This window comes from Moraxella sp. FZLJ2109, from assembly GCF_024296965.1.
GTDB lineage: Bacteria > Pseudomonadota > Gammaproteobacteria > Pseudomonadales > Moraxellaceae > Moraxella.
In genome coordinates this window covers 2,392,595-2,410,300 of record NZ_CP101112.1, presented here as the reverse complement: position 1 = coordinate 2,410,300, position 17,706 = coordinate 2,392,595, and the positions used below count along the sequence as shown (strand labels likewise).

The following is a 17,706-nucleotide window of genomic DNA, read 5'->3' as shown; positions in this document are numbered from 1 at the left end:
TTGGGGTGCGGTTCACTTAGCGGGTGGCTTTTTATTATTAACTGTGCATGGTGCAGGTCGTTTCAGTATTGATCATTTGTTAGAAAAATAATTTATAAAAATTAACAAATCCCAGCCGATAGAATTGGCTGGGATTTTTTGTGTTTGTGATTTAAAAAGTTTCAGTTCAATGAATGCAAATGCTCAATCAATTTCACCGCCACAGCATCAGCAAACTCACTGCGTAGTGCTGTTTTATCATGATAAGCGCCATCTAGACTTGAGTAATTGGGGTGGGTTCGGGCTTTTTTAAGCGCACTTGGCAGTTTGTCACTTTGCCAAGGTAGAGTATCGCCACTGGTTGAGATGATATCGACACTGGCATGACCGCGATGGCGCAGGTGGTGATGTAGATTTTGCGCACGCGCTGCAAGCAGGGTCAAAGTGGGTGCATCAATACTAAGCGTCTGAATACCCATGGCTTTGTCTTTGATGGCGTTGGTATTTGGTAAAATGCCGCCAAGCACGCCACCGATGGCAGTGCCTAGACCAAGACTTGCGCCCAAAGTTGCCACATCAATGCCTGCACCGATCAGCATTCCTGTGACACTGCCGCCTGCGGTGCGAATGCCATAGTGGGTAAGTAGCGCGCTGTCGAATGGATCTTGCGCTTGGCTGCCGATACCGACATCCTGCTGCTCGATATCTAGATGATAAAAGCGGTACAGTTCGAGCAGTTCGTGGTGCAGGATGGTTTCGGCTTGGCGTACGGCATTCTGCATTCGTGTCAAGGTCGGTGCAGGGTCGTCATCTTCATCGATTTTTTGGCTAAAGGCGGCGACATTGACCAGAAAATCAGCGATCAATAAGCTACCTTGTTCAAGCATATTTTGCCAAGCGTCTTTGCGCTCATTTTGCAAAGTAATGATATTGACATCGTCATTACGCAGCTTGGCAAGATTCGCCCATAGTGCCATTTCATTATCAAAATCAAACGCCACCGTATCAAAGCTGCAAGCGATATGCAGTGCGCGACGCGAGAGCATTTCGCGCCAGTGTGGCATATTGTCTTGACCTTGATGAATGAAATTAAACACAGGTAAAATCGGCGTGCCTGAGCTTGCCAAGATCGCAAGCTCGTCTTTGTACTTGGACAGTACAGGCTCGCGCGCATCGATGACATATAAGGCGATGTCAGCATCGATCAGGCTTTTGATGACTTTGGCTTCTTGGCTAAAATCGCCATCAAGCCGATTATCTTTATCTGCCACTGCGCGCAAAAATGCTTGCAGTCGCTCCACGCCATCCGCGCGCCCATCGGTATGATCTTGCAGATAATCCATCACGCCCGTAGCATCTTCTAGCCCTGGGGTATCGTGCAAGGTGATCAAGGCGCGGTGATCAGCACCCAAGATATCCACCGCGGCGACATGGCGCGTGGTGGCTGATGCGTTCGCCACTTCGCCAAAGCTACTATCGCGCAGCAAAGTGCGTAGTAGGGAAGTCTTGCCGACATTGGTATGTCCGATCACGCTTAGGGTGGTCAATGTATTGTGTGTCATATTACCATTCGTGTGTTTGTAGTTCTAGGCGCAATTCTTTACGCTTTTTCGCCATCTCGAAGCGATGCTTGGCAATCTCATCACTCAGATCTAGGGGTGGCACGGCTTTGGGTTTGCGATTTTCATCGACAGCCACCATGCTAAAATAGCAACTGTTGGTATGGCGGACGGTGCGCGTTTGGATATTTTCAGCTTCGACGCGGATGCCGACTTCCATCGATGTTGTGCCGACATAATTGACACGCGCCAAAAAAGTCACCAACTCACCGACATAAATCGGCTCTTTAAAAATCACTTGATCAACGGACAAAGTCACCACATAGCTTGCCGAATACCGACTGGCACAGGCATAAGCCACTTGGTCAAGTAGCTTTAGGATTGCGCCACCATGCACATTGCCCGAAAAGTTCGCCATATCAGGCGTCATCAGCACCGTCATGGTCAGATCGGTCGGTGCGATATTGTAAGTACAAAATTCATGCATGACTACATCCTTGCTGATTGCTTAAAAATGTCAGCAAGTATAGCACAAAAAATCTGCCAGTGTGTGACGGACAAGTTCTCACTATTTGGGCTGATTTGTGCTGATAATATCACTCAAATCAGGTTTGATCTTACCCACAGTAATGATGATAAAATCCGATGGATGAACCGTGTCTTTGAGCGCTCGATTGACCGAGTCTAAAGTGGCATTATCCAGTCGCTGCAGGCGCGTGGCAAGATGGTCATCAGGATAACCGATGAATGCCAAACCGCTGATGGTCTTGTGGATCGATGCATTGCTTGAGAAAATGTCTGGAAAGCTGTTTTTGTTACCCAATCTGACCAATTCAAGCTCATCAGTTGTCACGCCATTGTTTAGCGTATCTGTAATAATATCAAGCGTATCTTTGATGGCATCGCGCGCTTTATCGCCTTGGGTAGAAAAGCGAATTGCATAACTGCCTGCTGCTTGCAGTCGCTCCACCCCGCCGTAGATGCCATAGGTATAGCCTTTTTGTTCGCGAATGGTGTTCATCAGCCGCGCGTTAAAATCCGATCCTGCCAAGATTTCATTACCCAGTGATAAATCGCTAAAAGCTTGGCGCGCTTGACTGCTGCTGTCATCTTTTGGGGCCAAATGTCCGATGATGATTTGGGTTTGGCTACTGTCATGATCGATGTGAATGTGGCGTGCAGTAGGTTTGGCAGGCTCACTGATAGTGCCTTGATAGGATTTGCCATTTGGCAGGCTGTGTGCGATTTGATTGGCAAGCTGCTTTGCGCCATCTGTACTAAGATCGCCTGTGATGATGATTTGTGCATTGTCTTTTGTTAAGAATTTCTTTTGAAAAGCTTGCAAGTCATCACGCGTCAAGGCAGCGACACTTTGCTCATCGCCTGTGCTTGCGTGCCCATAAGGGTGGTTGCCGTACAATGCGTGGGTGTAGGCAAGTGATGCGACATAGGCAGGGTTTTGCTTGCTTTGTTTTAGGCTTGTAATCAGTCGCGTTTTGTTGCGCTCAAGCACTGCGGTATCAAAGCGTGGCGCGCTCAGTACTTGGGTGAGAAGCTGAGTGCCGTTTTGTAAGGTGGCGGGGTCAGATAAGCTACGCATTGATAAAGACAGACTGTCTTTGGTGATGCCGCTGCCAAGCTCAATGCCAAGCATCTCTTTTTTGGCGATAAAAGCCTCTTCGTCAAGCACGCCTGCTCCTTGAGTCAGCATGGTGGCGGTCATGTTGGCGATACCAAAGCTATCATCACGGATTATCTCATCAGCTGCTGAGCCTGCGTAGAAATTGATGCTGACATCGACGATCGGTAACTGGTGCAAAGGTGTAAAAACCACAGCGACGCCATCATCGGTATGAAATCGCTGCGAGCTTGGCGGCTGAAAATCCAAATCACCAAGCTGATTAATACTGTCAATAATGCTATCACTTGCCAGTGTCAAACTTGTGTCTGTTAAGGCAGTTTGATGCGCTTGATTGGCGTGAACCATTGGGCTGTGTAATGCCACTACCGCCAAAATTGCCACGCTTACTTGATTCATTTTACTTAATAATTTCATGCGAATATTCCGTGTGTTTTTATTATTTGGCTTGCGGCACGATGTATAAGGTGGTCAAATTATCACGCGTCAAATACGCCTTACCAGCACGCTGAATATCGGCTTTGCTGATCGCGGCAAGCTTAGCAGGTAGGGTGTCATAGGTGTCAATCGGCAGCCCTTGACTTGCCAGTGCGCCTAGGCTCACCGCTTGATTGGCGACGCTATCATTACCAAAGATCAAGCCTGAGACTAGGTTTGTCTGTCCGCGTTTAAGCTCATCATTGCTGATTTCACCTTGACTGATGTTTTGTAATTCTTCTAGGATCGCTGCTTCGGCTTGTTCTAGGCTGACACCGTCTTTGGGTGTGGCTTGGATGGTGAATAGTTCATCACCGCGACCGACCATACTGTAGCTGATACCGACACTATTTAATAAGTTTTTCTTACGAATAAGATTGGTCTCGAAGTGAGCTGACAGCCCACCATCAGCAACATCGGAGAATAAGGATAGCGCATAAGTATCTTGGGCATTGTGCTTACTGCCTAGGCTTGGGACATTAAAGCCCATCAACAGGCTCGGCACTTGCACAGCTTGCTCAGTGGTGGCGTTTTGATAGCCGCGATAGCTTGGCTGCGATAGGCTTACACGCTCAGGCAGGGTAGATGGGGTGAGTGTATCGAAGTATTTATGCACCCACGGCATGGCTTGATCAGGCGTGACATCACCGACGAGCACCAGTACGGCGTTATTTGGCGCATACCAAGTTCGATACCAATTTTGTAAATCTTCTAAACTCAAGCCATCAATATCATCCATACTGCCGATAATCGGGCGACCTTGTGGAGCATCAGGCTGCGCCATCTGATTGAAGATTTCGTACGCTTTGGCAAGGGGATTGTCATCGGTGCGTAGGCGGCGTTCTTCTTTGATGACTTGTTTTTCAGTTGCGGCTTCATCGGCGGTCAATAGTAGATTTTTCATGCGATTGGCTTCGATTTGTAGCGCGAGCGGAAACTGATTGGCAGGCAGGCTTTCATAATACGCCGTGTAATCAAAACTGGTAAAAGCATTGGTTGTGCCGCCAAAATGACTGATCAGCCGCTGATAATCATCATGGTTGATGCCCTTGGCGTCCTTGAACATCATATGCTCCAAAAAGTGCGACATGCCGCCTTTGCCCATTGGTTCATCGCTGCTGCCGACATCGTACCAAATCTGCGTCATCACGATCGGCGCGCGAGCATCAGTTTTGATGATGACGCGCAAGCCATTGTCAAGTTTGGTTTGATAAATGCCTTGTGTTCTGTCTTGCTTAGCGGCGGTAATGGCAGGCGTGGCAGTGGTTTTGCTACTTTGTAATGCTGTGCTACTTTGGCACGCCATCAAGCTTAGACTGGTTGCGATGATCGCACTCATCGGAAGTAGTTTCATAAAAATTCCTACAAAGTTTCTTTGTGATATTTTCTTATTATGATGCTTATTCTATGATGCCAATGGGCTGTCAATTGACATAAAATCAGCGATATATCAAGATGGCTTTGGTTGATTATCAATCATCAAGGTATGTCAAAGCCTTTAATTCGCCACAATATTATTAGCTGCCGACGCCGACCATCACGCTACCTGTTGGGCTAAAGCCAATACCAGCGGCGCAGGCGGTCAGTGTAAAGATGGCTAGGATGACGGCGGTGTATTTGATCAGTTGCATGGGATTTCCTTAAATTGGTAAAAAATTAGTTCTAAAGTAGTTCTGCATCATTAAGCGTGCTTGCCATTCTATCCTTTTCGTTGATATTTAACATCAATCCATCAATTTGCCAATCAATGCCAATCGTTTCATCATTCCACACGATACTTCGCTCACTATCTTTATGATAAAAGTTTGTGGTTTTATACAAAAATTGGGTATTATCTTCTAAAGCAACAAAGCCATGAGCAAAGCCTGCAGGTATCCAAAATTGGCGATGGTTTGTTGCATTTAGTTCCACACCGACCCATTGCCCAAAGGTTGGCGAGTTTTTACGAATATCCACCGCCACATCAAAGGCACGACCTTGCACTACACGCACCAATTTTCCTTGGGCATAAGGTTCAATTTGATAATGCAATCCACGCAACACACCTTTTGATGACATGGAATGGTTATCTTGTACAAAGGTTGGCACATCAAAACCACGTTCTTTGAGTGCTTTTTCAAATACATTTTGGTTAAAACTTTCCATAAACCAACCACGCTCATCAGCAAAAACACGTGGTTCAAAAATCAATAGTTCGGGGATTTTAGTTTCTATGACGTTCATGTTCGCACCTTAACCATTGTGTTCTTTATGTAATTTTAATAAATATTGTCCGTAGCCTGTTTTCTTAAAAAACTCTGCTCGTGCCAATAGTTGTTCATCATTTATCCAACCATTAGCATAGGCAATTTCTTCTAAACACGCGACTTTTAAACCTTGTCGATGCTCAATGGTTTGTACAAATCGGCTTGCATCAAGCAATGAGTCGTGCGTTCCTGTATCTAGCCAAGCAAAACCACGCCCGAGCAATTCAACATTAAGCGTATCTTTTTGTAAATACACATTATTAACATCAGTGATTTCTAATTCACCGCGATGCGAAGGTTTGATATTTTTGGCGATTTCTACCACATCATTGTCATAAAAATAAAGTCCAGTTACGGCATAATGTGATTTTGGCTCAGCAGGTTTTTCTTCAATGCTTAAGGCTTTGCCATTTTTATCAAATTCTACCACGCCAAAACGCTCTGGGTCATTCACATAGTAGCCAAATACGGTCGCTCCAGTTTCTTGTGCTGATGCACGGCGTAATTGTTCGCTAAAATGCTGACCGTAGAAAATATTATCACCCAAAATTAAGCAAACATTATCATTGCCAATAAATTCTTCACCTAAAATAAAGGCTTGAGCCAAACCATCTGGGCTTGGTTGAACTTTGTAGGATAATTTTAAGCCAATCTCTTCACCTGTTCCCAGTAATTTTTCAAAATTTGGTAAATCTTCAGGCGTTGAAATAATCAAAATTTCTTGAATACCTGCCAACATCAGCACCGATAATGGATAATAAATCATCGGTTTATCATAAATTGGCAATAATTGTTTTGATGTTCCCATGGTGATTGGGTATAGGCGAGTGCCTGACCCGCCTGCCAGGATAATGCCTTTACGGTTTTTAGTTGCCATGAATCAGTTCTCCAAGCACTTGGCGAACGCCTTGTTGCCAATGTGGTAAATGTAATGAAAAATTGCGTTGTAATTTGCTGGTATTAAGTCGTGAATTGTGTGGACGCTTTGCAGGGGTTGGGTAATCCGCTGTGCCAATGGCATTGACTTGTTTTACCATTAAGTCCGCTCCCTTTTCGCGAGCCACGTCAAAAATAAACTTAGCATAGTCATACCATGAACATTCGCCTTGTGGTGCAAGATGGTAATGCCCCATCTCAATACTTGCAGAGTTCAGCTGATATTGGCGAATAATTTGGGCGGTAATGTCTGCAATCAAACTTGCCCCTGTTGGGCTGCCAATTTGGTCAGCAATAATTCCGAGCGTTTCACGGCTTGCTCCCAGTTTTAACATGGTTTTGATAAAATTATTGCCATGTGTGCCATAGACCCAACTGGTGCGAAGGTTGATAAAGTTTGCTCCGCTTTGTTCAAGTGCAAGTTCGCCTTGACGCTTAGTTTGCCCATACACATTGATAGGGCCCGTGCTATCTTCTTCTGTCCAAGCAGTTTCGCCTGTACCATCAAACACATAATCGGTTGAATAATGTATCAATAGGGCTTGATGTTGTTTTGCTAATTCTGCCAAATGTTTTACAGCCAAATGGTTAATTAACTCTGCTTGCACGGTATCAGTTTCGGCTTTATCAACCGCAGTATAGGCTGTTGCATTAACCACAATATCAGGGCGAATTTGCTGAAATACGTGTGTCATCGCATCAAAATTCGCCACATCGCCACATAAACCATCAGCATTGCTATGGCGGTCTAGGGCATAGACTTGTCCTAAAGGTTGTAAACTTCTGTCTAATTCCCAACCGACTTGACCATTTTTACCTAAAAGTAAAATTTTCATCGTTTAACCTTGTTATGGCTTATTGATATTGCTTGTTAATCCAGTTTTGGTATTCACCACTTTGAACGTGCCCGACCCATTCTTGATTATCCAAATACCATTGCACGGTTTTACGCAAGCCTGTAGCAAAGGTTTCTTGTGGTGTCCAGCCTAAATCTGTCCCAATTTTACTAGCATCAATGGCGTAGCGTAAATCATGTCCAGGGCGGTCTTTGACATAAGTAATTAAATCTGCATATTGAGCAACACCTGTCGGTTTATTTGGTGCAAGCTCTTCTAATAATTCACAAATGGCTTTGACCACATCAATATTTTTCTGCTCATTATGTCCGCCAATATTGTAAGTTTCACCGACTTTTGCCGTGGTTGCCACTAAAAATAAGGCACGAGCATGGTCTTCTACATAGAGCCAATCACGGATTTGTAATCCATTGCCATATACAGGTAAAGGCTTGCCATTTAACGCATTTAAAATCATTAATGGAATTAATTTTTCAGGGAAATGATAAGGTCCGTAATTATTTGAACAATTGGTAATCACCACAGGCAAGCCATACGTACGGTGCCATGCTCGCACTAAATGGTCAGAACTGGCTTTACTGGCGGAATATGGTGAACTTGGAGCATAAGGTGTGGTCTCAAGAAACAAATCGTCTGTCCCTTCCAAATCGCCATACACTTCATCGGTTGAAATATGATGGAAACGGAATGTTGCCTTTTTATCATCGCTTAAACTATGATAATAATGACGAGCGACTTCTAATAGGGTATAAGTACCAATAATATTGGTTTGAATAAATTCGCTTGAACCCGTAATAGAGCGGTCTACATGACTTTCTGCCGCTAAGTGCATAATGATATCTGGAGCAAATTCATTAAACAATCGCTCAATTTCTGCACGATTACAAATATCTGTTTGGCTAAATTGGTAGCGTGGATTGTCAGATACAGGCAATAACGATTCTAAATTGCCTGCATAAGTCAATTTGTCCACATTTAACACTTGATGCTCGGTTGTTTGTAAAATATGGCGAACCACTGCTGAACCGATAAAGCCTGCACCGCCTGTGATTAGGATATTCATGGGGTTTCCTTGTGTGAATTTTTTAATTGATTAATTTTCTCATCAAGTAGTTTTTGACTATTTTCAATCATTTCTCTATAGGTTGCATTGTTAAATCCCCATAATGTGGAATCCAAATCTTCTTTATGTCCGACTAAATACGGAGATATAACCAAACCTTTAATGCCACCATGATTTTCAATGTATCGGTCAATAGTGTTATTGACAGAGCGATTAATATGACTCCATTGATATATTTTAGCATAACTTGATTTATTGTAAATATTAAACACCATGCTTACCAGTTTATTTAAGGCATAAAACTCTTCTTGTTGTGATGTTATTTCGGAGTTAGAAATAGATGTATCATCTGATAAATCCGCAATCAGACCTGAAAATACATCCCAATAATGGTGCGTATTTTTTAATGTGTCTATCACATCAGCATAGCGGGTTTTAAAATTTTCATAAAATAATACATCATCTTCGCAGATAGCAACTTGGGATAAGCCAAGCTCTTCTGCTTTTTTCATCATAAATTTATAGCTAAGACCGCAACCAATCCAGCCGATATGATGTCTAAGCCCTGTAAATAGCCAAATATCATATTGATTGTCTTTGATAAAGTCTTTGCGGCGCAATGTAGATTCTGGCAGACTTAAACACCAAAAGTCACCCATTGGCTTGATGTAGTTCGCACAAAGTTCATAAAATTTATCAAAGTCTAGCAGGTCTTGTGCTAATAAAAATCTGTAAAAATAAAAGTCAAATTTAGTGGTTTGATTTTTAAAATTGATAATATCTTTTAGTCTTATATCAAATTCGCTAGGTGAGTTTAGCCAATGACGAATTCGTCTAATCATTGCATCTATGTCATCTACATCGGTAAAATCAATAATACCACTTAATTCTTCATGCTCATCTTGATCGCTACCTTTTTCAGAAACAACAAGCTTTCCTAGCGACAAACACTCATACAGCCTTGTTGTTTCTAACAGTGCATTTTCATAATAATGAATATTGACAATAATTTTGGCTTTTTTTAATTCATTATGCAACTCATCACCAAAGACTTCAGAAATAACTTTCACATTAAAATGTTCTTGAAGTTTTTGTAAGAATGCTTTTCTCCTATCACAATTTGGATCGCCATAAAATGCAACATCATATTCATAGCTAGTTTGTGCTACAGTGGTATCTGATTTAGTCTCTGATAGTGTCCCAATGGGCATATAGTATAATTGACCAAATGGAATTTCATGATTATGCAAATATTCAATATTGGTAAGAGAATAGTCAAAAACAAAGCGAGCATTTTTAAGTCTATTGAAATAGTCTTCGGTAAACCATCTGCTTGAAACGCTTTGCTCCATTTGAAAGGCGATATAATGCTGTGGCAGACTTTCAAAGATTTGCGGACAGATGACTATATGCCATTGATCAGTATAACCTGCGCTTGGCTTTTCAAATATAATACTACTATTAATATCAATTTTTTTAAGAGCATTTGCAATTAGTTTGGCGATATAATGGGTGTGTTTTGTGGTGAGAATCACTAAGCCATCAGACAGATTGAATTCTTTATCTGTCTGAGCTATCCAATAATTGGTGCTACCACTTTGTTTGTATAAGATATCTTTTAAAAATGCCTTAGTAGGCTTAAAACCGTGGGCTTTGTAATATCGTCTTATTGTTTGATAAGCTTTACCAAAACTACCTTTTTCACGCATCAGGATACGAAACGCTTTGCGATAGCGATTAAGTGAGTGTAAGCCTTGCTCTAGTTTAATAAATGGCTTAAGCAATCTAATAAGCAATAAACGCTTGTACTGTGCTTGGCTGTCCTGAAGCTGAACTAACCGATGATTGAGTTGCTGATTTTCTTTAGACGCAGATCTTGATGCTTCATCTAAAGTGGCTTTTAATGCTTTTAATTCATGATCTTTGCTAGCTAGGCTAAGTTGTCCTTCTTCAAGCAGGGTTTCTAAATGTTGGGATTTTTTGACGGCGTTTTCTGCCGCAATTCTCAAAGAATGAATAGCGTTCAGGTTATTAAGATGTAAATACTTTAACTGTATAGTATATGCTGAGTTAACCTTGCCATAACCATGCGTAATGCCTTCTTTATAGTATGGGGGTATGCCATATGTGCGAGCCATCTCACGACATTCATCAATATTGATTTGATAATTGTTATCAGCGATTTTGTTTTGCATTTCAAAGATGTGAAAAGATTCACCTTCTTCTATTTTTCTACTGCTCACTGCAATGGCGGTGTTTAAAATCTTATTGATGACTTGTTTTGGTGAGCGAATAGGAAAGTGAGCCAATGCAATATCATCAAATACCATCTGATGAATAGGCTCATTGGTGTCTTTCTTATACAAAAAGTGATTGCCTTGAGACAGTGTAATCTGATCCAATAATTCACGGGCATAAATAACCTTTTGATGAATCAAAAGCGCCTGATTACACTCATAAAATTCATCAAAATGGTTGATATAATCATCATGATTATTATCAATGGGTAGAAAATTCAACCATTTTATGGCATACAAACCGCGCTGCACAACTTTATTAAGCTGTGATGTGAAAAACTGCTTACGCTCATCTTGTGACTGATGATAGATAGGTGAGCTTGGGTGAATGCAGATAAATTCATCAGCATCCAAGAACATAAAAACATCAGCATCAGTCTGATTTTTAATGCTGTGAAGCAAATTGGTAGAGAGTTTTTGTTGTTGGTGACCTGTGGTTGCGTCCTGAAAGAGATGTATGGGCAATCCTTCATCTTTGAGATGTTGTAGAATTAAGAAAGTATTATCGGTACTGCCATTATCCAAAATAAACATTTCATTAGCGAATTGTAAATTATGGCGAACAAAAGACTCAATGATATCCGATTCATTTTTTACCATTGCTAAAAGTGCTAATTTCAACATTGCTTCATCCCTTGTTGGAAATGTTCATCATTGCTTTGATTTGTTAAAAAGTTTTTGTATTTTTTGCTTGGTGGATAATTGGCAAACCAATCGGTAAATAAGGCTCTTTATCCAGCACATAGTGTAACCAATTACCAAAACTATACTTTTGGTAAATTTCATTTGGTAGTTCATGATAAGGCAACTCAAGAAATTCTTCAATATTGCTAAAATTCTCACCGTCCCAAACTAAGATATTGTTTGGATGATAAAACTCATAATGAATAATTTCTTTATTAGTTGTAATAAGCTTCTTGCGATAACCCAAAGCTTCAAAGGTACGAAATGATAAGCCGTTATGTTCATCAATTACAAAGTCAAGTAGTACGCGTGCTTTTTGGGATAGTTGCGTATTGATACTAAAGGGAATGATTTTATCCAAAATAGAGATATTGGGGTTTGGATAATATGCCTTTGCATTGTTTTGAATCCCTAAGGGAAATATGGTTAGGTTTGCGCTTAGACCTTTATCTTGGATGAATTGCGCAAAGTTTATAACGACTTGATGCCTAGATGGATGATGTGCGCCTAGGTAATAAAAATCATACTCGATGCGAGTATTGGGATCAATATTATGATCAAAATAAAAATTGGTGGCGGGTAATAGGGTATATTGATTGTTTTGAACATCTTGGGTGTCAAAAACAAAAAAACGATCAAATAAGGGGATCTTATCAAAAATAGATGGGTAGCGATCCAAGCCATCAAATTGATAGCCGACAGCGCCATTTCGGCAGATGCCAGCCACAGATTTGATAAAATCACTGCTGTATAAGTCGCTGCGAATGAATAGCGCATAGACTTCCCCAGTGGTATGGCGAAGGTGTTTTTCTAGCGCTTGAAAAGCCGCTTGTTCTTTGTATCTTTGTCCAGTTTGGCTGTCACGAAAGCACAGCTTACGGTATTTGGCATGGCATTGTGCCCAAAAGGAAGGGTACTTGCGATATGGTTTGATCAATTTAAATGGATCAAGAACTGTATAGCCTAGATGTTCTAGAGCATCCTTCATCAATAGCGATAAATCGGATATCGCAGGCATGACAAGTATTATGGTCTTGGTCACAAATATTCCCTAAAGTGGTTACAACATCTAGTGAGCAGCTGTACTCAAATTCCTAAGCTTGGCATAATAGCCAGCTTTTGCCATCAGCTCATCATGTGAGCCTTGTTCGATGATCTTGCCTTCATCCATGACGATGATGCGATCGGCTTGTTCGATGGTAGTCAGTCGATGAGCGACGATGATACTGGTACGACCATGCATCAGTCGCTCAAGCGCTTGTTGCACCAAGCGTTCCGATTCATTATCTAGAGCGCTGGTTGCTTCATCAAGCAGTAGAATCGGCGCATCTTTTAAAATCGCACGCGCGATAGAGACACGCTGACGCTGACCGCCTGAGAGCTGACCGCCATTAGCACCGATCGGCTGATTGAGTCCTTGGGGGTGCTTATGAACCAGCTCTGTCAAATTAGCTGCATCAAGTGCCGCCATGACTTCGGCTTCCGTGGCATCAGGGCGTGAGTAGCGTACATTTTCTAGCAAGGTATCATCGAACAAAAACACATCTTGCGAAACCAATGAAAACTGCGCGCGCAAATTCACCAGTTTCACTTCATTGATATCCACACCATCGATGGTAATCATACCTGCAGTTGGGCTGATGAAGCGCGGTAGTAGGTTGATCGCTGTAGATTTGCCCGATCCTGATCGACCGACCAGAGCGACTTTTTCGCCTGCACGGATCGATAGATTAAAATCATCCAATGCTTTTTTGTTTTCTGATTGATATTTTACATCAACATGACTAAATTGCAAGTTTCCTGCAACATTAATTAGCATAATGTCACCTTGGTCTTTTTCAGGTTCGGTATCCAAGAATGCGCAGACAGAATCTGCTGCCAAAAACATCGTCTGCATCGGAATGGTGATGTTGGCAAGGTTTTTGATCGGACCGAACATCTGCATCATTGCGACGATGAATGCCATGAACTCACCGATGGTGGTCACGCCATTTTGGCTTTGCCATAGCGCGATAAAAATCACCGCTGCCAATGCTGCTGAACCGATGGCTTCGCTGATCGGAGAGCGTGCTGCGGTGGCTTGCATGATTTTTTTGCCCAGTCGTAAGATGGTGCTATTGACACCGGCAAAGCGTCTGGTAGCTTGCGTTTCACCGCCAAATAGCTTGACGACACGATGCCCTTGATGAACTTCATTAACAGTGCTATTGAGTGTACCGATAGATAGTTGCGCGCTATTGATGATGTTTTTTAGGCGATTGCGATAGTAGCGCGTGATGACTGACATGATAGGAAACATGATCATGATTGCCAGTGCCAACTGCCAATTTAGATAGATTAAAACACAGACTAAACCAATGACGATCAGCGTATCGCGCGTCAATACGATAAAGACATTGCTAGCGTTATTGATAGAGTTTTCTGCCATCTGCACGATGTTCATCAAGACTTCACCTGATGAATTTTCCAGATAATACTGCGATGGCAAAGACAGCATTTTATCAAACATATCGCGGCGCAAATGGCTGATAGCGACGACCGCCACCCAAGTCATCAGATACTGGCTGACAAAACGACAAATTCCACGAAAAATCACCAATGCCATAAAGAAAATCGGCACTATCCAGACCTTGCTCTCAGTCCCCCAGATCATGTAGGTGAAGCTGTCTTTTAGGTGTTTGGCAGTCGCAATAAAGCCATCGCCGTCTTGGATCGGCGCAATGCCATCAGGTGCGGCAAAGCCTTGGTTGATCAAGGGTGCAATAAATGCCGCCAAATAACTTTCAGAAATGGCAACACCAACGATCGCCAGAAGTGCAAAAATAATACGCGCTTTGTAGGGTTTGACATAAGTCATCAGACGCACAAAGCTTTTGGTGTCTTCTTTGCTAAATAGTCCAAAGGTAAGGGTGCTGATCATATGTAAAAACCCGTATTATTCTAATGTAAATGAATGTTGCTAATTGAGTTTACCAAAATAAAAATAGATCTTAGTTTGGTTTGGTTTGATCAATTAAGATTGTTTATATTTAACTGAGAAAGTTTTGCTATTATACGCTAAAATTAATAGACTGCACATTGTAATTTGGTGTAAAATATAATTACTTAAATGTTTCTAAATTGATAAAATGTATAATTTGTGCCATTTTTATTGATAGCGGTAATTGGTGGAATGGCATTTTGTATTTTTGCATGGATTGGTTAAAAAAATTGCATTTAGTACAGTTTGAGTGTTTGTTTGAAGTGGTAAACTCCAGTATTTTCTGATGGTGTATGAATGAAGATATTTGTGATCAATATGGATAGCAGGTCAGATCGTTTGAACTTCATTACTCAGCAAATGGATGGGCTTGGTCTGAGTTTTGAGAGAATTAGGGGTGTTCCGGGTGCGCAATTATGTCATGATGAACTTTGTGTATTTGATAAAGAGCGTTTTATTGTACAATTTAAAAAACCCATAACACAAGGCGAAATGGGTTGTGCGGTATCTCATCGTTCAATTTGGCAAAAAATGATTGATGAAGATATCGATCATGCTTTAATACTCGAAGATGACATTAGAATTGATCGTAAATTGGTTGAATTTTTGTCACAACCACGACATTATCAATGCTTTGATTTTTTAAACTTGTCATCCAATGAACCATATCGACTTGATCAATCGGCACTCAGCACACTAAAAGCCATGCAACTGACAGAGCGGCCACCGTTTTGGCAATCACGCAGTGTATGGCGGCAGATCGAATGGCGCCGTAGTTGGCGGATTTACCGATTGCATTTTTTTGATAAATTTATTTGTTGTGAGTGCAATTTTGCACCAGCGCTAGGTAGTGGCTATATTTTATCCCAAAAAGCTGCAAAATCACTACTCAAAACCAGCGAAACAATGTATTATCCGATTGATCTGACATGGCGATACTCATCTGACCTGCTTAGACAGGCCTTTTTGGCAGAGCCAATCATACTTCAATGTTTGAATGATACAGACATTGCGGGACGAAATCATCCTTATCAGATGAGCATTTGGCAGAAAGTTAAGCGTACCTGTATTAGAAGTAGATATATTGGCAGGCGTTTGGCGACGATGAAGCTGTATGGATTATCCAAGCTTTAGTGCTGTGTTATCAAATTAAGATATTTTTGGGCGGCATAGTCAAGGTAAAACCATTCTTGAAGAGCGCTTTGAAACTTCACAGGTTTTTCACATACTTCATCAATCTTATTCGCCAAAGCATCAATATCTTGTACAGGTACCAAATTATTCATCGGTAAAATCTCAGCAGGCCCCGATGGGCAGTCGGTGCTGATTACAGGCGTGCCAAGTGCTAACGCCTCCAAAATTACCAAGCCCAAACCTTCAAAGTCTGATGATAAAATCATTGCATCGGCGTATTTGATCCAAGGATAAGGATTTTTTTGAAAACCTGAAAAAATCACTTTGTCCTGTAGATTAAGTGTATTGACCAACTGCTCGCATTCTGTTTTAAGCTCACCTGTACCGACAAGCACCAAAGGCTTGAGCTGCTTAGATTTGGCATAGGCACGGATTAATATATCATGGCGTTTTTGTGTTTTAAATTTACCAACATGCACCAAATAATTACGCTGATCGATGTCAAATGTATCAGCATCAGCTTGTATAGTCTGCACATCGATGGGGTTGTAGATGGTTTGGATTTGTGATTGATCACCAAACAATTTTACAAAATCATCACTCACGCCTTGACTGACACCGATGCAGGGCTTGGCAAGATAAATGCTTTGTAAGTGCTTGATCATTGCTTTATCTGCATGGTGATATTCAGCACTCATGGTGTTATGAATCACCAGATGTACATTAGGCAATTGGCTTTTGTGCAGGATTAAATCCACAGGATAAAGATTTGATAATACCAAATCAGGCGTGCCAATGCGTGTCTTGACAAAATGGTCAAAAGCACGCGCCGCGATACTGGGACGACAAAATTTCGGTAAAATGCGGTATTTGGCATAGTCAAAATGATGCAGTTGCACACCATCTGGCACAGGCAGATCAATGATTGGCTTAAAATAAACAATGTGCGCATCATGACCTGCATTGACCAAGCCCTTGGCAATCGTCAATGCAAAACGCTCAGCGCCATTGCCCTGTAGGGTAAAAATCGCCAAAACAATGGTTTTTTTCATCAAAAACGCTCTTTATCCAGTTGAATCATTCTTCGTTCGGATTTGCTTAACACTGATAATTGTCGTATACCCATGCGTAGCTGCGCACTGATGCGCCGCATTTTGAAGATCGGCTTTTCAGTCCATGAGCGGTATTCGACCTTATGGTGTTCAGATCGTCCGATGGTCGAGTCAAATCGCAGATCATCGGTCAGCCCATAGGCTTGCATTTGGTCTTGTTGGATCATCATTGCAGGTTCGGTTTGATAGCTGTTCAACTCATAGCTTGCGCAGATAAAGCCATCGGCGATCGCAGGCGCGGTGTGCTGTAGTCGATCAAGCAGCTTGGCAGCACCTGTGGGGAATAACACATAGCTGCCAGCGCCTGTACGATCTTGATATAGGCGATACAGTTGGCACTGACCGTCTAATAAAGATGCGGCAGGGCGTTTGCTGATGATTTTTTTGCGGCTGCGCACTTCTAAATTCACCAAATCTGTATCCACAGGCGTGGCAGTCTCAATGTCGTGTAATAGCTGCGCCAAATCCTGCACCAGTACCGCATCATCTTCTAGGATTAGGCAGGGCTTGCCATGTTCTAGCACGGTTTGCCAAGCTTTTTTGTGGCTTAAAAAACACGCCAGCTCCACCTTTCGAAGCGGTCGCTGCCACCCAAATGCGTCACGCTGATACGCTGAATCACTGATGTCATTGACCGACACGGCAGGCAGGACATCGAAGCTTAAGCCAAGCTTGGCAAATTGTGCTTGTTGAAATGCCAAACGCTCAGTCGATGTCGCCAAATTGATCAATAAAATTTTCAT

The 17,706-nt window shown here is 42.1% G+C and carries 14 protein-coding genes; 1 reads left to right on the top strand and 13 read right to left on the bottom strand.

Features of this window, described 5'->3' with window-relative positions; genetic code table 11:
• Positions 1 to 161 precede the first annotated feature (161 nt).
• The 11 genes from NKU06_RS11450 to msbA form a co-directional block, all read right to left on the bottom strand.
• Positions 162 to 1,541 (bottom strand): DUF3482 domain-containing protein, encoded by a 1,380-nt coding sequence (locus NKU06_RS11450; RefSeq protein ID WP_254731287.1) that lies wholly within the window; start codon positions 1,539 to 1,541, stop codon positions 162 to 164.
• 1 nt (position 1,542) lies between these two features.
• Positions 1,543 to 2,025: an acyl-CoA thioesterase gene (locus tag NKU06_RS11445; RefSeq protein WP_253223766.1), complete on the bottom strand. Its 483-nt coding sequence runs from the start codon at positions 2,023 to 2,025 to the stop codon at positions 1,543 to 1,545.
• Between the two features lie 81 nt (positions 2,026 to 2,106).
• The gene (locus NKU06_RS11440) at positions 2,107 to 3,594 is read right to left on the bottom strand and encodes a pitrilysin family protein (RefSeq protein WP_254731284.1); all 1,488 of its coding nucleotides are present in this window, start codon (positions 3,592 to 3,594) and stop codon (positions 2,107 to 2,109) included.
• A 22-nt stretch (positions 3,595 to 3,616) separates the two neighbouring features.
• Positions 3,617 to 5,008 carry a pitrilysin family protein gene (locus NKU06_RS11435; protein WP_254731281.1) on the bottom strand — a complete coding sequence of 464 codons (1,392 nt, stop codon included), beginning with the start codon at positions 5,006 to 5,008 and terminating at the stop codon, positions 3,617 to 3,619.
• A 308-nt stretch (positions 5,009 to 5,316) separates the two neighbouring features.
• Positions 5,317 to 5,877 (bottom strand): dTDP-4-dehydrorhamnose 3,5-epimerase, encoded by a 561-nt coding sequence (rfbC, locus tag NKU06_RS11430; RefSeq protein ID WP_254731278.1) that lies wholly within the window; start codon positions 5,875 to 5,877, stop codon positions 5,317 to 5,319.
• A 9-nt stretch (positions 5,878 to 5,886) separates the two neighbouring features.
• The gene (rfbA, locus tag NKU06_RS11425; protein ID WP_254731274.1) at positions 5,887 to 6,777 is read right to left on the bottom strand and encodes a glucose-1-phosphate thymidylyltransferase RfbA; all 891 of its coding nucleotides are present in this window, start codon (positions 6,775 to 6,777) and stop codon (positions 5,887 to 5,889) included.
• Positions 6,767 to 7,672 (bottom strand): dTDP-4-dehydrorhamnose reductase, encoded by a 906-nt coding sequence (gene rfbD / locus NKU06_RS11420; RefSeq protein ID WP_254731271.1) that lies wholly within the window; start codon positions 7,670 to 7,672, stop codon positions 6,767 to 6,769. The genes rfbA and rfbD overlap by 11 nt, the downstream gene beginning before the upstream one ends.
• Before the next feature lie 19 nt (positions 7,673 to 7,691).
• Complete coding sequence (rfbB, locus tag NKU06_RS11415) at positions 7,692 to 8,756, bottom strand: dTDP-glucose 4,6-dehydratase (protein ID WP_254731268.1); 1,065 nt, start codon at positions 8,754 to 8,756, stop codon at positions 7,692 to 7,694.
• Entirely contained in the window at positions 8,753 to 11,677 is a 2,925-nt protein-coding gene (locus tag NKU06_RS11410) for a glycosyltransferase family 2 protein (RefSeq protein ID WP_254731265.1), read from the bottom strand. The genes rfbB and NKU06_RS11410 overlap by 4 nt, the downstream gene beginning before the upstream one ends.
• A gap of 43 nt (positions 11,678 to 11,720) precedes the next feature.
• Complete coding sequence (locus tag NKU06_RS11405) at positions 11,721 to 12,779, bottom strand: hypothetical protein (RefSeq protein WP_254769561.1); 1,059 nt, start codon at positions 12,777 to 12,779, stop codon at positions 11,721 to 11,723.
• 27 nt (positions 12,780 to 12,806) lie between these two features.
• Positions 12,807 to 14,657 carry a lipid A export permease/ATP-binding protein MsbA gene (gene msbA / locus NKU06_RS11400; protein WP_254731259.1) on the bottom strand — a complete coding sequence of 617 codons (1,851 nt, stop codon included), beginning with the start codon at positions 14,655 to 14,657 and terminating at the stop codon, positions 12,807 to 12,809.
• Between the two features lie 357 nt (positions 14,658 to 15,014).
• Between msbA and NKU06_RS11395 the strand changes: the two genes are divergently transcribed.
• Positions 15,015 to 15,851 (top strand): glycosyltransferase family 25 protein, encoded by an 837-nt coding sequence (locus tag NKU06_RS11395; RefSeq protein WP_254731256.1) that lies wholly within the window; start codon positions 15,015 to 15,017, stop codon positions 15,849 to 15,851.
• On the opposite strand, the gene NKU06_RS11390 is transcribed toward NKU06_RS11395, so the two are convergent.
• Both NKU06_RS11390 and NKU06_RS11385 read right to left on the bottom strand, forming a co-directional pair.
• Positions 15,848 to 16,903: a glycosyltransferase gene (locus tag NKU06_RS11390; RefSeq protein WP_254731253.1), complete on the bottom strand. Its 1,056-nt coding sequence runs from the start codon at positions 16,901 to 16,903 to the stop codon at positions 15,848 to 15,850. The genes NKU06_RS11395 and NKU06_RS11390 overlap by 4 nt on opposite strands.
• Entirely contained in the window at positions 16,903 to 17,706 is an 804-nt protein-coding gene (locus tag NKU06_RS11385) for a glycosyltransferase family 25 protein (RefSeq protein ID WP_254731250.1), read from the bottom strand. The genes NKU06_RS11390 and NKU06_RS11385 overlap by 1 nt, the downstream gene beginning before the upstream one ends.

Excerpts from the sequence above, each read along its gene's own strand:
- NKU06_RS11395 (WP_254731256.1), top strand. The coding sequence starts at position 15,015 with ATGAAGATATTTGTGATCAATATGGATAGCAGGTCAGATCGTTTGAAC.
- NKU06_RS11385 (WP_254731250.1), bottom strand. The coding sequence starts at position 17,706 with ATGAAAATTTTATTGATCAATTTGGCGACATCGACTGAGCGTTTGGCA.
- NKU06_RS11410 (WP_254731265.1), bottom strand. The coding sequence starts at position 11,677 with ATGTTGAAATTAGCACTTTTAGCAATGGTAAAAAATGAATCGGATATC.
- rfbC (WP_254731278.1), bottom strand. The coding sequence starts at position 5,877 with ATGAACGTCATAGAAACTAAAATCCCCGAACTATTGATTTTTGAACCA.
- msbA (WP_254731259.1), bottom strand. The coding sequence starts at position 14,657 with ATGATCAGCACCCTTACCTTTGGACTATTTAGCAAAGAAGACACCAAA.
- NKU06_RS11435 (WP_254731281.1), bottom strand. The coding sequence starts at position 5,008 with ATGAAACTACTTCCGATGAGTGCGATCATCGCAACCAGTCTAAGCTTG.
- NKU06_RS11440 (WP_254731284.1), bottom strand. The coding sequence starts at position 3,594 with ATGAAATTATTAAGTAAAATGAATCAAGTAAGCGTGGCAATTTTGGCG.
- rfbD (WP_254731271.1), bottom strand. The coding sequence starts at position 7,672 with ATGAAAATTTTACTTTTAGGTAAAAATGGTCAAGTCGGTTGGGAATTA.
- rfbB (WP_254731268.1), bottom strand. The coding sequence starts at position 8,756 with ATGAATATCCTAATCACAGGCGGTGCAGGCTTTATCGGTTCAGCAGTG.
- NKU06_RS11445 (WP_253223766.1), bottom strand. The coding sequence starts at position 2,025 with ATGCATGAATTTTGTACTTACAATATCGCACCGACCGATCTGACCATG.
- NKU06_RS11450 (WP_254731287.1), bottom strand. The coding sequence starts at position 1,541 with ATGACACACAATACATTGACCACCCTAAGCGTGATCGGACATACCAAT.
- NKU06_RS11390 (WP_254731253.1), bottom strand. The coding sequence starts at position 16,903 with ATGAAAAAAACCATTGTTTTGGCGATTTTTACCCTACAGGGCAATGGC.
- rfbA (WP_254731274.1), bottom strand. The coding sequence starts at position 6,777 with ATGGCAACTAAAAACCGTAAAGGCATTATCCTGGCAGGCGGGTCAGGC.